Raw genomic sequence first — 13,557 nt, 5'->3', positions numbered from 1 at the left:
GAGTTGGAACATGCCTGCCAAGTCTGATCCAGCTGAAATCGGCGACGTCGAGCCGCTGGCCGACAGCACCGCGCGCCAAGCCCGCAAGGTCGTCGCCGCGTACGCCGTCGATGCCGATGAGTGCCGTGTGTTCCTGTCCATGCTCGGTATCGGTCCCTCGAAGCTCGAGGCGTAAATGGCTCCGGAGGGCGACCCAGGCGTTGGCTCCGGAGAATCCGACTTCGTCGTGGTGGCCAATCGGCTGCCGATCGACATGGAACGGCTGCCCGACGGCAGTACGTCGATCAAGCGAAGTCCCGGCGGTCTGGTCACCGCCCTCGAACCACTGCTGCGTAAACGTCGCGGCGCGTGGATCGGGTGGGCCGGCATCCCGGACAGCCCCGAGGACCCGATCGAAGAAGACGGACTCCAGCTCTACCCCGTCGCCCTGTCGGCCGAGGACGTCGCCGAATACTACGAGGGTTTCTCCAACGCCACACTGTGGCCGCTCTACCACGACCTGATCGTCAAACCGATCTACCACCGCTCGTGGTGGGAGCGCTACGTCGAGGTCAACCGCCGCTTCGCCGAGGCGACCGCCCGGGCCGCCGCCCAGGGCGCCACGGTGTGGGTGCAGGACTATCAGCTGCAGTTGGTGCCGAAGATGCTGCGGATGCTGCGTCCCGACCTGACGATCGGCTTCTTCCTGCACATCCCGTTCCCGCCGGTGGAACTGTTCATGCAGATGCCGTGGCGCACCGAGGTCATCGAAGGCATGCTCGGCGCCGACCTCGTCGGCTTCCATCTGCCCGGCGGCGCGCAGAATTTCCTCTACCTGGCCCGCAGGCTGGTCGGCGCCAACAGCTCGCGCGCCACCGTGGGCGTGCGGTCCCGATTCGGTGAGGTGCAGGTCGGTTTCCGGACGGTGAAGGTCGGGGCGTTCCCGATCTCGATCGACTCGGCGGAACTCGACACCAAGGCCCGCAACCGCGCCGTCCGCCAGCGCGCCCGGGAGATCCGCAGCGAACTGGGCAATCCGCGCAAGATCATGCTCGGCGTGGACCGCCTCGACTACACCAAGGGCATCAACGTCCGCCTCGAGGCGCTCTCTGAGCTGCTCGAAGACGGCCGCGTCGACAAGGACGACACCGTCTTCATCCAGCTGGCGACGCCCAGCCGAGAACGCGTTCAGAGCTACATCGAGATGCGCGAGGACATCGAGCGCCAGGTCGGCCACATCAACGGCGAGTTCGGCGACGTGGGCCATCCGATCGTGCACTACCTGCACCGGCCGGTCCCCCGCGACGAGTTGATCGCTTACTTCGTCGCCGCCGACGTCATGCTGGTCACCCCGCTGCGCGACGGGATGAACCTGGTCGCCAAGGAGTACGTGGCCTGCCGCAGCGATCTGGGCGGCGCGCTGGTGCTCAGCGAGTTCACGGGCGCGGCGGCCGAGCTCCGGCAGGCCTACCTGACCAACCCGCACCACCTCGAAGGCGTCAAGGATGCCATCGAGGCGGCGCTGAACCAGGAACCCGAGGAGGGCCGGCGACGGATGCGGGCACTGCGCCGGCAGGTGCTCGCCCACGACGTCGACCGGTGGGCCAGGGCGTTCCTCGACGCGCTCGCCGACACCCGCGAAGACGCGAAAGCGGTGTGACTAGATCGGCGTGATGTAGTCGATCAGCCACTTGCCGTCGACCTTGGTGTAGTCCACCCGCAGCCGGCTGCCGTCGTAGATCGGCTTACCGTCCTTCTCGGTGACGGTGCGGTTCAGGTACACCATGACCTGGGCTGAATTCCGTTGCGCGTCAAGCACGCCCACACCGACGACGTGAGCTTGGCTGACCACCTGGCGTTCCCGCGCCTGCGGGATGATGTCCTTGGTGGCGCGGTCGCGGAACTCCTGGCGGAAGTCCGGGGCGAGCAGCGTGTACGCCTCGGTCAGGCTGCGCTCGACGGTCTGGTAGTCGTAGCCGAACACCTTCGGCACCTGCTCGGCCGCCAGCGGCGCCAGTTCGGCGCGAGCCTGCTGTGCGCCGCGGGTCTCGACCCGGTCCCAGAACAGCCAGCCACCGACCGCGGCGAGCGCGACGAACGCCGTCGCGCACAGCACGCTGAGCACCGCCGCCAGGCGGGTCGGCCACTTGCCCATCAGTTGCCGCCCTCCGGGTACTTCAGGTCGTATCCGGTCATGTGACCGTTGTCGTCCTCGTGGACGATCACCCGCAACCGGTACGGCTGAGACGGCTTGTTGTTGCCGTCGATGTCGGTGATGGTGACGCGGACGGCGACCAGCACGGCGGCGTTGTCGGCGACGTCGTCGACCTTCTCGAGCGCGGCACCGTTGATCACCGCCTCGGCGCTGGCCTCGGTGTCGCGGAAGAGCGCCTTGAGGTTGTCGACGTTGTTGCCCTGGCTGAGCATGTCGCGCAACGGGCCGCTGGTGCCATCGACGAACCGGTTCACGTCCTCGTCGATGGTGTCCTGGGTGTAGCTGAACATGTTGACCACGGTCTGCGACGCTGTATCGACGAACCGCTGGTCACGCGCCTGCCGGGCGTTCGCGTCGCGCTGCTGCGCCGCCCACACGCCCACGAGGGTCGTCACGGCCGCGAGCGCCACCGCCAGCACGGCCAGCGACACCGCCGCGACCAGCGTGCGGTGCGGTCGGCGCCGCGGCGGCGGACCGGCCGGCTTCGGGCTGCGCACCTTGATCGGTGCCGGCGTCTCGACCCGGACACCGCCGGCGGCCGGTTCGCTCGCACTGCCTTTCGCCGGGCCGGCCGCGCGCGACGCACGCCGACGCACCGGCTTCGTTGTCGAAGCCGATTGTTCAGTCATCTCACATCTGCCTTGGAGCCATCATCAGGTCTGCCCAGTTTTCCGCAGGCGCCAGTTTGTCAGCGCCCGGGGCGTAGACGCCAGTCCCCCCTGCCGGGTCGGCGAACACGCCGGTCCTGGCGTCGTAACTGGTCGTCATCGGACCGCTGGCCACCGGAGCTTCGGCGGGCAGGGCAGGCCCCGGCAGCGGGACACCGTTGAGCGAGTTGCCCGGTGGCGGCGGCGCGTTCGGGGGTTCCGGTGCCGGCACCGGCGGCGCGTCCGCGGGTGGCGGCGGGGCCAGCGACGGCGGCGGTGGCGGCGGCGCAGGCGCGGGACGGCCATACGGCGGCACGACCTGGTCCGGCGGCGCGTAGTACGGCAGCGGCACCGGCACGCCGGGCTCGTTGGGCGGCACCGGCAGCGGGAACGGCGCGTGCGGCGCCGGCCCCGGACCGGGCTGCACACCCGGGGGGAGCTGCACCAGCGGCGGCCCCGGATCCGGGTCGACCTGCGGCGGGATGAACGGGAACTTGTTCTGCGGCAGGATCATCCGGGGGTCCTGGATCGGCTCGCCCAGCGGCACCGGCGGGCCACGCCACGGGTTGCTGCCGATCGGCACGAAGCCGCGGGGATCCCGGCACTGCTGGATGGTGGCCGCGCGCTTGCCGGGGAATTCCATGCACGGATAGTTGCGGGCGCCGCGCACGACCGTCGGATCGTTCTGCGGGGCCTTGCAGTACAGGTCGGTCGGCAGGTCGCGCAGCGTCGTATCGGCCGGCGAGCGGATCGACGTCGGCGGCAGGAAGCCGACCGAGCAGGTGGGCGGATCGTTGAGGTGGATCTTGAAGTCCAGCTTGCCGCCTTCATCTGACGGCACGCCGCCCGCGACGGTGTTGAGCGCTGCCAGCAGTGCCGGGAAGATCACCAGCGACTGTTCGAGCGACTTGTGGTAGATCACCCCGATGCGGCCGAAGTTCGCGAGGTTGGCGGCAAGCACCGGGAAGGTGGGCCGGATCCCCTCGAACGTCGTGTTGGCCGCCTGCGTGGTGCCGGGCACGGTTTGCAGGGTCGTGCGCAGCTGGGAGTCGGCGCCCGCCACGTTGCCGGTGACGTCGGCAAGCCCGTCGGCCAGCGACCGGATGTCGTCGCCGCTGCGGATCTGGGCGTCGAGGAACGGACCCGCCTGGTCGATCAGCTGGTTCACCTGGTCGTAGTTGGCGTTTGCCTCGTCGATGAGCAGCCGTGAGGACTGGATCAACCGCGACAGCTCGGGACCGGATCCGTTGAACGCTTTGAACGTCTCGCGCAGGACGTCCTGGATCCGGCTGTCGCCGACGCTGCTGACCAGCTTGTCGGCTTCCTCGAGGAGCCCCGAGATGTCCTGGCCGATCGCGGTGCGGTCCAAGCCGATGTTCGCCCCGTCGCGCAGCATCGACTTCGACGCCTTCTCCGGCGGCACCAGGTCGACGTACTGCTCGCCGATCGCCGACACGCTCTTCACCGTCGCCGTCACGTTCTCCGGCACCGGGGTGCCGCTGTTGAGCCGCATCTGCGCGACGACACCGTCGTCGGCCAGGCCCACCTTCTCCACCCGGCCGACGGTCACGCCGCGGTAGGTGACGTTGGCGTTCTCGTAGAGACCGCCGCCGGCGATGAACTTCGCCGTGACGTTGTACGCGCCGATGCCGACCGCGGCGGGCACGTGCAGATAGAACAGCGAAATCGCGCCGACGGTCAGGACCGTGACGACGGCGAAGATCGACAGTTGCAGTTTGGTCAGCCGGGTCAGCATCAGGGCGCCGCCTCGTGTTGGGTCGCCGTGCCGGGCGGGATCTTGAACGGATCGGCCGCCTGACCCGACAGGTTGGCCAATGACCCGGTCAAGAAGTCCGGCGGGTTGATGACCTCGCTCATCCGTTTCATGTTCGGATCCAGGCCCAGCGAGGTGGTGAACACCGATTCGCCGAGGCGCCGCAGCGTCAGGTCGAACGTGACGAATACGTTCAGGTAGTCACCGCGCACCGCGTTGCGCAGGTACTTGTAGTGGAACGGGAACGTCGGCAGGAACTCCAGCGACTTGATGAAGTCGTCGGCGTTGTCGTTGAGTGCCTTGATCACCGGATACAGATCCTTGAGATCCGCCGCGAAGTCCGTCTTGGTCTCCGACAGTATCCGCGACGCGACGATCGCGAAGCTGCGCAGCGCACCGAACGCGTCGACGATGTTCGTGCGGTTCTTGTTGAGCACCTCCAGCGCGGCGGGCAACGTGTCCAGCGTGCGGCCCAGGCTGTCCTTGCTGCGCGCCAGGATTCCCGCGAACCGGTTGAGCCCCTCCGCGGCGGAGATGATGTCGGCGGTCTGCCGGTCCAGCGAGGTGGTCAGCTCGGCCAGGCGCGGAATCAGGTCGGTGAAGCTGTCCTGGCGGCCGGCCACCGCGGCGTAGGCCTCGTCGGTGATGTCTTGCAGCGCACCGAGATTGCCCTTGTTGACCACGACACCCAGCGATGACAGCACCTCTTCGGTGGTCGGGTACCTGCCGGTGCGGTCGATCGGGATCTGCGACCCCTCCTCGAGTTTCCCGACGCCCGGTTCCCCCTCGGGGGGCGCCAACTCGAGGTGCTGGCTACCCAGCAGCGAGGTCTGCGCCACCTTCGCGGTCGCGTTCTGGGGCAGTTTGACGTTGCCGTCCAGTGAGACCTGGACGGCGGCGTAGAACGTGCCGTCCGACCGCTGCACGGCGTCGATACCGGACACGCTTCCGACCGTGACGTCGTCGATCATCACCGGCGAGTTCTGCGGCAGCACCGACACATCCGGCAGCTGGACGGTGATCTTGTACGAGCCCGCGCCGTGCCCCGCGGTGCCCGGCATGTTCAGCGAGTTCAGTCCGCCGAACTGACAGCCCGCCACCAGCAGCGCCCCGCCGCCCAACGCGATGGACCGGTAGCCGGCCCGGGTGAACCTGCCCTGCAACGTCTTTCCGATCATCCGGCACCCGCTTCGGCGGGGAGCGGCGCCGCGGGGGCCGGTGCGGGCGCGGCGGGGGCGGCGGCTTCGCCGGCCGGGCCGCCGGCATGGGAGCCGTCGGGTCCCGGCGGCAGGAACAGCGAACTCAGATCCGCCTCCGCGGACATCTGCGGCGGTGTCACGCCGGGAGCGTTCTGCCACTGCAGATACGGCACCGGCGTCTCGGCCTTGGCCTCGGTGGCCGGGGTGTCGTACTGGATCTGGCCCTTGTACGCGGTGATGCTGTTGATCGGGTGGAACAGCAGCGGCGGGAAGTTCATCGCGATCCGCTTGAACACCGGGCCCATGCGCTGGCGGCAGATCTCGGCGCGCTTGTAGTTGTCCGTGGTGGCGCCTGCGTCGAACGTGCCGCCGCAGATGAACTGGACGGGGTTGGCGAAGTTGGGCAGCGTCAGCAGGCCGCCCACGGTGCCCTGCGCCGGGTTGTAGATGTTGTAGAAGTTCGCCAGGCCGTTGGGCGTCACGTGCAGGATCTGCTCGATGTCGTCACTGTGGTCGGTGAGGATCTGGGTGAAGTCGGCCAGCTTGCCGACCTGGGCGATCAGCGCGTCGTTGTTCTCGTCGAGCAGGTCGCGCACGTCGACCAGCGCCTGGTTAAGCGTGCCCAGCGTGTCGTCGAGGTCGGCGGTGCTCTCGGCCAGCACCTGCGACACCGAGGCCACGTGGTTGGAGAACTGCACGATCTGCTCGTTGCTGTTCGACAGTGCGTTCACCAGCACCTGCAGGTTGCGGACGGTGCCGAACAGGTCGGTCCGGGAGTCCCCGAGACGGCCCGCCGTCTGGGACAGCTCGCGCAGCGCCCGCCGGAACGAGTCGCCGTTGCCGTCGAAGGTGTCGGCGGCCTGGTTGACGAATGCGCTCAGCGGTCCCTGCATCGACCCCTGCTGCGGGCCGAGCTGTGAGCTCAGCGCGGTGAGTTGCTCCTTGACCTCGTCCCACTCGACCGGGACCGCCGTGCGGTCAAGGCCGATGCTGGCGCCGGCCTGCATGACGGGACCACCCGTGTAGGCGGGCGTGAGCTGAATGAACCGGGCTGCCACCAGGTTCGGCGCGATCATCAGCGCCTTGGCGTCGGCGGGCACCTGCACGCCGTTCTCGACGGTCATCGTCACCTTGACGTCGTCGGCCCGCGGTTCGATCGTGTCGATCTTGCCGACGGGCACGCCGACGATGCGCACCTCGTCGCCGGGGTACAGGCCGACCGCCGAGGTGAAATACGCGGTGATCTTGGTGCCCGTGCGCGACGGCCACACCAGGTAGACCCCGACGGCCAGCGTCACCACGAGCAGGGCCGCCAGGCCCACCCGCATCCAGCGGCCGCGCGATTTCACTGAATCCCCCTGTGTCATGGCGACTTCGGCCTGATGATCAGGCGCTCCGAGATGTAACCGCGGAGCATGTCGGAGAGGCTGTCCGGCAGCTTGCCGGGCTGGAAGTAGGTATCGAGGAGCACCTCGGAGATCGTGGCCGGAGGAAGGCCGAACAGATTGATCTGGAATCCCGGGCCCGAGCCCACGACCTCACCCAGCGCGGTGGCGTACGGCGGCAGCCTGCGCAGCGCCTCCCCGATATGCTCCCGGCGTTCCAGCAGGTTGTCCATCACCAGGTTGAGCTTCTCCAATGCGGGCCCGAACTCCCGGCGGTTGTCATTGACGAAGCCCGAGAGTTGTTCGGCCACATCGTCGATGCCGGCGATCAGGTTGCTCAGCGCCTGGCGTCGCTCGTCGAGGGCCGCGAACAGCAGGTTGCCGTCGGTGATGAGCTGATTGACCTGGCCGGACCGCTGCGCCAGCGTGTCCGACACCCGCTTGGCATGGCCGAGCAGCTGTTCGAGCGCCTCGTCGCGAGCGTTGATACTGCGCGACAGGTTCGTGATCCCGTCGAGCGCCCCGCGCAGATGCGGAGTGGCGTCGCGCAGCGAGTCGGTCAGTGTCGCCAACGCCTGCTCGAACCGCGGCTTGTCCAGCTCACCCACGTTCTGGCCGAGGTCCTGCAGCGCGGTGTTGAGCGTGTACGGAGTCGTGGTGCGGCCCAGCGGAATCACCGTCGAGGAACCCGCGCCCTGCGGGGTCACCGACAGCGACTTCTCGCCGAGCACGGTGTCGGTCTTGATCGCGACCATCGACTGGTCCCCGACGCGCACCTTGCGATCGACGGTGAAGTTCACCTTCGCGGCATCGCCGGCGAGTTCCACGCTGTCGACTTTGCCCACCGTGATGCCCGAGACGTTGACGTCGTTGCCGGGGGTGATGCCGCCCGCGTCGGTGAAGTAGGCCTCGTACGACTTGCCTTGCGGGAAGAACGGCAGGCCGGTGTAGCCGAACGACACCAACACCAGACACGTCACCAGGACGATGCCGAAGGTTCCGGTGCGGAGCGGATTGGTGCTGTCGGGTCTAGCCATTCTCAGAGCACCTCCCCTTGGACGGATCCGGCGGGCCGCCGAACGGGATCAGGATGTCGCTGCCCGCCGGACCATTGACCTTGATCCGCACCGAGCAGTAGAAGATGTTGAAGAACGAACCGTACGCGCCGAGGGCGTTGAGCCGCAGATAGTTCTCGGCCAGCGGTTCGATCACCTTGTTGACGTCGGACTTGCGGTCGTCGAGCCGCTGGGCCAGCGGTCGCACGTTCTCGAGTACCCCCTGCAGCGGACGTCGCGACGCCTCGAGCATCTCGGTCAGATCGTTCTCGGCCGTGGCGAGCGGTTGAATGGCGCCGGCGATCGGGTCGCGGCCCTGGGCCAGCCCGGTGATCAGCTGCTGCAGCTGGTCGACGCTGGCGTCGAACTGCGCACCCTTCTCGTCGATCGTGCCCAGCACGGTGTTGAGGTTGGTGATCACATCGCCGATCAGCTGGTCACGCGCCGCGAGGTTCTGGCTGAACGATCCGGTGGTGGCCAACAGATTCGCCAGCGCCCCGCCCTGACCCTGCAGCAGTTCGATGACCGCGCTGCTCAACTCGTTGACCTTGGCGCCGTCGAGCCCCTTGAGCACCGGGCGCAACCCGCCGAGCAGTGCGTCGAGGTCCAGCGCCGGCTGCGTGTTCTGCTTCGGGATCGTCGAACCCGCGGGAAGTTTGCGCAGTTCCCCTGGGCCACTGGTGATCTCGAGGTAGCGGTCACCGACCAGGTTCTCGTAGCGGACGACCGCCCTGGTCGAGGTGTAGAGCTGGTACTTGTCGTTGACGTCGAACGCGACGTCGACGGTGTTGTCCTCGTTGAGCTTGACGTCCTTGACGGTGCCGACCGGAACGCCGGCGATTCGCACATCCTGACCGGCCTTCAAACGGGAGGCTTCGGTGAAGTTGGCGTGGTAGGAGTTCCCCGAGGCGAACCGGAACTCGCCGAACACCACCACCAGCATTGCGGCGACAAGCAGCATCGCCACCGTGAAGATGCCGACGTTGAGCATGGTCCGGTCGTGCTTCATCAGTACTCGTCCTTCTCGGCGAACGCGCCGTTGAACAGGAACTGAAGCGTCGCAGGAGCGTCGAACTGCAGCTCGGTGTTCGGCTGATACGGCACATAGGCGTTGTCGGTGACCAGGAACGGCGTGTGGTACCAGCTGCCGCCGTACTGCTTGCTCGGCACGTCGGGCAGCCCGCGGCAGTTGGGACCGCCCGAGGCGTTCACGATGGGCAGGCTCTCGGGATAGGTGTAGGCCGGCGACCCGGGCAGGAAGTTGGACGACGTGAACAGGCCCGGCCGGATACCACCGATGATCGGTGCGAACCGATCGACCGCGGTCACCGTTCCCTTCAGCACACAGCCGATCACCGGAGAGTACTCGCCGGCCACCTTCAACGGTGCACGCAGCCGCTGGATGGCGGCGATGTAGTTGTCGGCGGCCGGTTCCAGTGTCGCGGTGCCGTTGTTGGCCAGTCCGATGGCGGCCAGCAGCGTCGTGTTGAGGTTGTCCTGCTGATCGACGATCGTGTTGCTGATCGTCGGCGCGTTGTCCAAAATCCGCGCCAGGCTCGGCCCGGCGTCGGCGTAGATGTTCGTCACCTCGGCTGCCCGGCGGAAGTCCTCCTGCAGCACGGGGAGCTTCGGGTTCAACCGCTGCAGGTAGTAGTTGAGTCCGGCCAGCATGGCGCCGAGGTCGTCGCCGTTGCCGCGCAAGCCTTCTCCGAGCGCGCTCAGCGTGGCGTTGAGGTTGATCGGGTCGATCTTGGCGAGCACGTCGGTCAGGGTCTGGAACAGCGTGTTGACTTCCAGCTGGACGTCGGAGGCCTGGACCTGCGCGCCGGGCCGCAGCGGCGTCTGCTGCGGGTCCTCCGGCGGGATGAACTCGACGGCCTTGGCGCCGAACACCGTGGTGCCCGCGATGCGCACCGGCGCGTTGGCGGGGATGAAGCGCATCTCGTCGCTGCGGATGGCCAGCGTCAGCTTCGCCCGGTCACCCGCGTACTCGATCTTCTTGACCTCGCCGATCTGGATGCCGCGGTACTTCACCTTGGCGTCGGTCTCCATGACCAGACCGGCGCGCGGCGAGACGACGGTGACGGTGTCGGTCGAGGTGAAGGCCGCGGTGTACGACAGGTACGTGAACACGGTGGCCGCCACCACGATCGCCGCCAGGATCGCGGCGGCGATGCGTACGTGACTGCGTTTCGCGTCGATATCTGGCATCGCTTATCCCGACAGGTTGAAGTTGCCGGAGGCGCCGTATACGGCGAGCGAGATGAACAGGGTGATGGTGACGACGACGATCAGCGACGTCCGCACGGCCTGGCCGACCGCGATGCCGACACCGACCGGCCCGCCAGAGGCGTTGTAGCCGTAGTAGGTGTGCACGAGCATGACCGCGATCGACATGACGATGGCCTGCAGGAAGGACCACAGCAGGTCGCTGGGCACCAGGAACGTGTTGAAGTAGTGGTCGTAGAGGCCGGCCGACTGTCCGTTGATGAACACGGTGGTGAACCGGGCGGCGAAGAATGCCGCGAGCACCGACAGCGAATAGAGCGGGACGATCGCGATCAGCCCGGCCATCAGGCGCGTCGAGACCAGGTAGGACACCGAGTGCACGGCCATCGACTCGACGGCGTCGATCTCCTCCGCGACGCGCATGGCGCCGAGCTGCGCGGTGGTGCCGGCCCCGATCGTGGCCGCCAGCGCGATACCCGCGATCACCGGCGCGACGATGCGCACGTTGAGGAACGCCGACAGGAAGCCGGTCAGCGCTTCGATGCCGATGTTGCCCAGTGACGAGTACCCCTGCACGGCGATGACGCCACCGGACGCCAGCGTCAAGAACGCCGCGACGCCGACCGTGCCGCCGATCATCACCAGCGCGCCCGCACCCATGGTCATCTCCGCGATGAGCCGGATGGTCTCCTTGCGGTACCGGGTCAGCGCGTTGGGGATGTAGCGCATGGTCTCGCCGTAGAACAGCGCCTGCTCGCCGATCGTGTCCACGGCTCTGGGCGCCCACCGGAAGGCGCGGCGCAGTCGGACTGTGGCGTCGAAACTCATGATGGCGTCTTATTCGCGTGGAGGCTCATATTCGCTACCGCACCAGCACCCGGACGCCGACGGCGGTCATGATCACGTTGATGACGAACAGACAGATGAAGGCGTACACCACGGTCTCGTTGACCGCGATGCCCACGCCTTTGGGCCCGCCTTGGACAGTCAGTCCCCGGTAACAGCCGACGAGCCCGGCGACCACTCCGAACAGCAGCGCCTTGATCTCGGCCAGCACCAACTCGCCGAGGCCGGTGAGCACGGTGAGACCGTTGATGAACGCGCCGGGGTTGACGCCCTGCAGGAAGACCGAGAACACGTAGCCGCCGGCCAGACCGATCGCGCACACCAGGCCGTTGAGCAGTAGCGCCACGAACGTCGAGGCGAGCACGCGTGGCACGACCAGCCGCTGGATCGGGTCGATGCCCAGCACCCGCATCGCGTCGATCTCCTCGCGGATGGTGCGCGCCCCGAGGTCCGCGCAGATCGCGGTCGCACCCGCGCCCGCGACCACCAGCACGGTGACCACCGGACCCAGCTGGGTGATGGTGCCGAATGCCGTGCCCGCGCCGGACAGGTCGGCCGCGCCGATCTCGCGCAGCAGGATGTTCAGCGTGAACGCCACCAGGACCGTGAAGGGGATGGCGACCAGCAGCGTCGGGATCAGCGACACCCGCGCGATCATCCACGTCTGGTCGAGGAACTCCCGGAACTGGAACGGCCGCCGGAAGATCTTCACGAATGTGTCGATGGACATCTCGACGAAACCGCCGACCGCCCGGGCCGGCGCCGCGAGCTGTTCGATCAACCTCGGCTCCGTTCTCGGGTCGGGCTGCGAACTCCGGTCGCGGCGAAGATTGCGGAAATTTTCGCCGGGACGGCCTTCCCACCCCTGGTTCGTACGATGCGCTCAGTGAGCCGGCTCATATTAACTAGAACACGTTCGCGGTGTCAAAGAACCGCAAAATCCGTCATCGCTAACTCATTTGCGCTGGTCAGAGCAGGTGTGATCCAGATCATTCTGTAACGTGTTCTAGCACCCGCGCATGCCCTGACAACCGAGACTGTCAGTCTCGTGACTCCATCAGCGCGGTTGCCGAGAATCCACGCTCCGGGTCGCGATCAGCAAAGTAGCCGCGCAGTGTGTCGCTCAGGTCTGCGAGGTCCCAGGCGTCCGACTCCGCCGCGAAGTGGGCCTCCGCGACCGGTGCCGCCACCAGGGTCACCTTCGGACCGTAGACGATGAACAGCTGTCCGTTGACTGCTTCCGATGCCGGCGAGGCCAGGAAGTTGACCAGGGTGACCACGTGATCGGTCGACAGCGGGTCGACTTCACCGGCAGGCAATTCCGGCGCATCGCCGAACACGCCGGCCGTCATCGCGGTCCTGGCGCGCGGCGCGATCGCGTTGGCGCGCACGCCGAACCGTTCGAGCGCCCGGGCCGCCGACAGCGTCAGCGCGGTGATGCCGGCCTTGGCCGCCCCGTAGTTGGGCTGGCCCACCGGACCCGAGAGCCCCGCCTCGGACGAGGTGTTGACGATGCGGCCGTAGACCTGCCCGTCGCCGGCCTTGGCCTTGGCGCGCCAGTAGGTGGCCGCGTTGCGGGTGAGCAGGAAGTGGCCGCGCAGATGGACCGCGATGACCGCGTCCCATTCCTCGTCGGTCATGTTGAACAGGATGCGATCGCGGGTGATGCCCGCGTTGTTGACCACGATGCTCAGCCCGCCGAGCCCGTCGGCGGTCTCGACCAGTTCGTCGGCGGTCGCGCGCTGGCTGATGTCACCGGCGACCGCGACGCCCTTCGAGCCGGCGGCGGCGATCGCGTCGAGGACGTCGGACTTGTCGAGCGCGCCGGCCATATCGTTGACCACCACCGTGGCGCCGGCACTGGCCAGTCCGATCGCCTCGGCGCGGCCCAGGCCGGCGGCGGCGCCGGTCACGACGGCGACGCGGCCGGACAGATCGGTCAGGTCGTTACTGGGAGCAGTCAATTTATGAATACCTCTAGTCTCTGCGATTCAGCGCGGCTCGCGGGCATTCGGCGATCGACTGCTCGGCCACGTCCTCCATGTCGGCGGGCACCGGATCATGTTTGACCACGGCGTAATCCTCGTCGTCCAGATCGAACAGGTCCGGCGCAATTCCCACGCAGACCGCGTTGCCTTCACAGCGATCCCGGTCGACTTCCACGCGCATGACAACCTCCTCGCGACAGCCGTGCGGACGGCCCGCCCGAACTTCGGGGTCAGAATACG

14 protein-coding genes are annotated in these 13,557 nt (G+C 67.5%); 2 read left to right on the top strand and 12 right to left on the bottom strand.

The genetic code is table 11. From position 1 onward, the window contains the following. Positions 1 to 10: 10 nt before the first annotated feature. Positions 11 to 175 (top strand): hypothetical protein, encoded by a 165-nt coding sequence (locus tag G6N30_RS26965; protein ID WP_011857095.1) that lies wholly within the window; start codon positions 11 to 13, stop codon positions 173 to 175. Continuing rightward, positions 176 to 1,639: an alpha,alpha-trehalose-phosphate synthase (UDP-forming) gene (locus G6N30_RS25015; protein ID WP_134056459.1), complete on the top strand. Its 1,464-nt coding sequence runs from the start codon at positions 176 to 178 to the stop codon at positions 1,637 to 1,639. On the opposite strand, the gene G6N30_RS25010 is transcribed toward G6N30_RS25015, so the two are convergent. The 12 genes from G6N30_RS25010 to G6N30_RS24955 all read right to left on the bottom strand — a co-directional run bounded on the left by G6N30_RS25010 (position 1,640) and on the right by G6N30_RS24955 (position 13,498). Continuing rightward, positions 1,640 to 2,134, bottom strand: a complete 495-nt coding sequence (locus tag G6N30_RS25010) for an Rv1363c family protein (RefSeq protein ID WP_134056461.1) — start codon at positions 2,132 to 2,134, stop codon at positions 1,640 to 1,642. It abuts the gene before it with no gap. After that, positions 2,134 to 2,823, bottom strand: a complete 690-nt coding sequence (locus G6N30_RS25005) for an Rv1363c family protein (protein WP_134056463.1) — start codon at positions 2,821 to 2,823, stop codon at positions 2,134 to 2,136. Before G6N30_RS25005 ends, G6N30_RS25010 begins: the two co-directional genes overlap by 1 nt. A gap of 1 nt (position 2,824) precedes the next feature. Beyond that, positions 2,825 to 4,597 carry an MCE family protein gene (locus G6N30_RS25000; protein ID WP_134056465.1) on the bottom strand — a complete coding sequence of 591 codons (1,773 nt, stop codon included), beginning with the start codon at positions 4,595 to 4,597 and terminating at the stop codon, positions 2,825 to 2,827. Beyond that, the gene (locus tag G6N30_RS24995) at positions 4,597 to 5,793 is read right to left on the bottom strand and encodes an MCE family protein (protein WP_134056467.1); all 1,197 of its coding nucleotides are present in this window, start codon (positions 5,791 to 5,793) and stop codon (positions 4,597 to 4,599) included. Before G6N30_RS24995 ends, G6N30_RS25000 begins: the two co-directional genes overlap by 1 nt. Continuing rightward, the gene (locus tag G6N30_RS24990; protein ID WP_134056469.1) at positions 5,790 to 7,181 is read right to left on the bottom strand and encodes an MCE family protein; all 1,392 of its coding nucleotides are present in this window, start codon (positions 7,179 to 7,181) and stop codon (positions 5,790 to 5,792) included. The genes G6N30_RS24995 and G6N30_RS24990 overlap by 4 nt, the downstream gene beginning before the upstream one ends. Beyond that, positions 7,178 to 8,236, bottom strand: a complete 1,059-nt coding sequence (locus G6N30_RS24985; RefSeq protein ID WP_134056471.1) for a virulence factor Mce family protein — start codon at positions 8,234 to 8,236, stop codon at positions 7,178 to 7,180. The genes G6N30_RS24990 and G6N30_RS24985 overlap by 4 nt, the downstream gene beginning before the upstream one ends. Next, positions 8,229 to 9,263: an MCE family protein gene (locus G6N30_RS24980; protein ID WP_134056473.1), complete on the bottom strand. Its 1,035-nt coding sequence runs from the start codon at positions 9,261 to 9,263 to the stop codon at positions 8,229 to 8,231. Before G6N30_RS24980 ends, G6N30_RS24985 begins: the two co-directional genes overlap by 8 nt. Then, on the bottom strand, positions 9,263 to 10,465 hold the full coding sequence (locus tag G6N30_RS24975) for an MCE family protein (protein WP_134056475.1): 1,203 nt from the start codon (positions 10,463 to 10,465) through the stop codon (positions 9,263 to 9,265). The genes G6N30_RS24980 and G6N30_RS24975 overlap by 1 nt, the downstream gene beginning before the upstream one ends. Positions 10,466 to 10,468: 3 nt before the next feature. Beyond that, the gene (locus G6N30_RS24970; protein WP_134056477.1) at positions 10,469 to 11,311 is read right to left on the bottom strand and encodes an MlaE family ABC transporter permease; all 843 of its coding nucleotides are present in this window, start codon (positions 11,309 to 11,311) and stop codon (positions 10,469 to 10,471) included. Positions 11,312 to 11,345: 34 nt separating this feature from the next. Then, complete coding sequence (locus tag G6N30_RS24965) at positions 11,346 to 12,110, bottom strand: MlaE family ABC transporter permease (RefSeq protein WP_134056479.1); 765 nt, start codon at positions 12,108 to 12,110, stop codon at positions 11,346 to 11,348. A 259-nt stretch (positions 12,111 to 12,369) separates the two neighbouring features. Further along, entirely contained in the window at positions 12,370 to 13,293 is a 924-nt protein-coding gene (locus tag G6N30_RS24960) for a 3-oxoacyl-ACP reductase (RefSeq protein ID WP_134056481.1), read from the bottom strand. Between the two features lie 13 nt (positions 13,294 to 13,306). Further along, entirely contained in the window at positions 13,307 to 13,498 is a 192-nt protein-coding gene (locus G6N30_RS24955) for a ferredoxin (RefSeq protein ID WP_134056483.1), read from the bottom strand. Between the last annotated feature and the right edge of the window lie 59 nt (positions 13,499 to 13,557).

Origin of the sequence: Mycolicibacterium litorale (genome assembly GCF_010731695.1) — a bacterium.
In the GTDB taxonomy this organism is placed as follows: domain Bacteria; phylum Actinomycetota; class Actinomycetes; order Mycobacteriales; family Mycobacteriaceae; genus Mycobacterium; species Mycobacterium litorale.
Note: the sequence above shows the minus strand (reverse complement) of the source record. Positions and strands in the feature narration are given on the sequence as shown.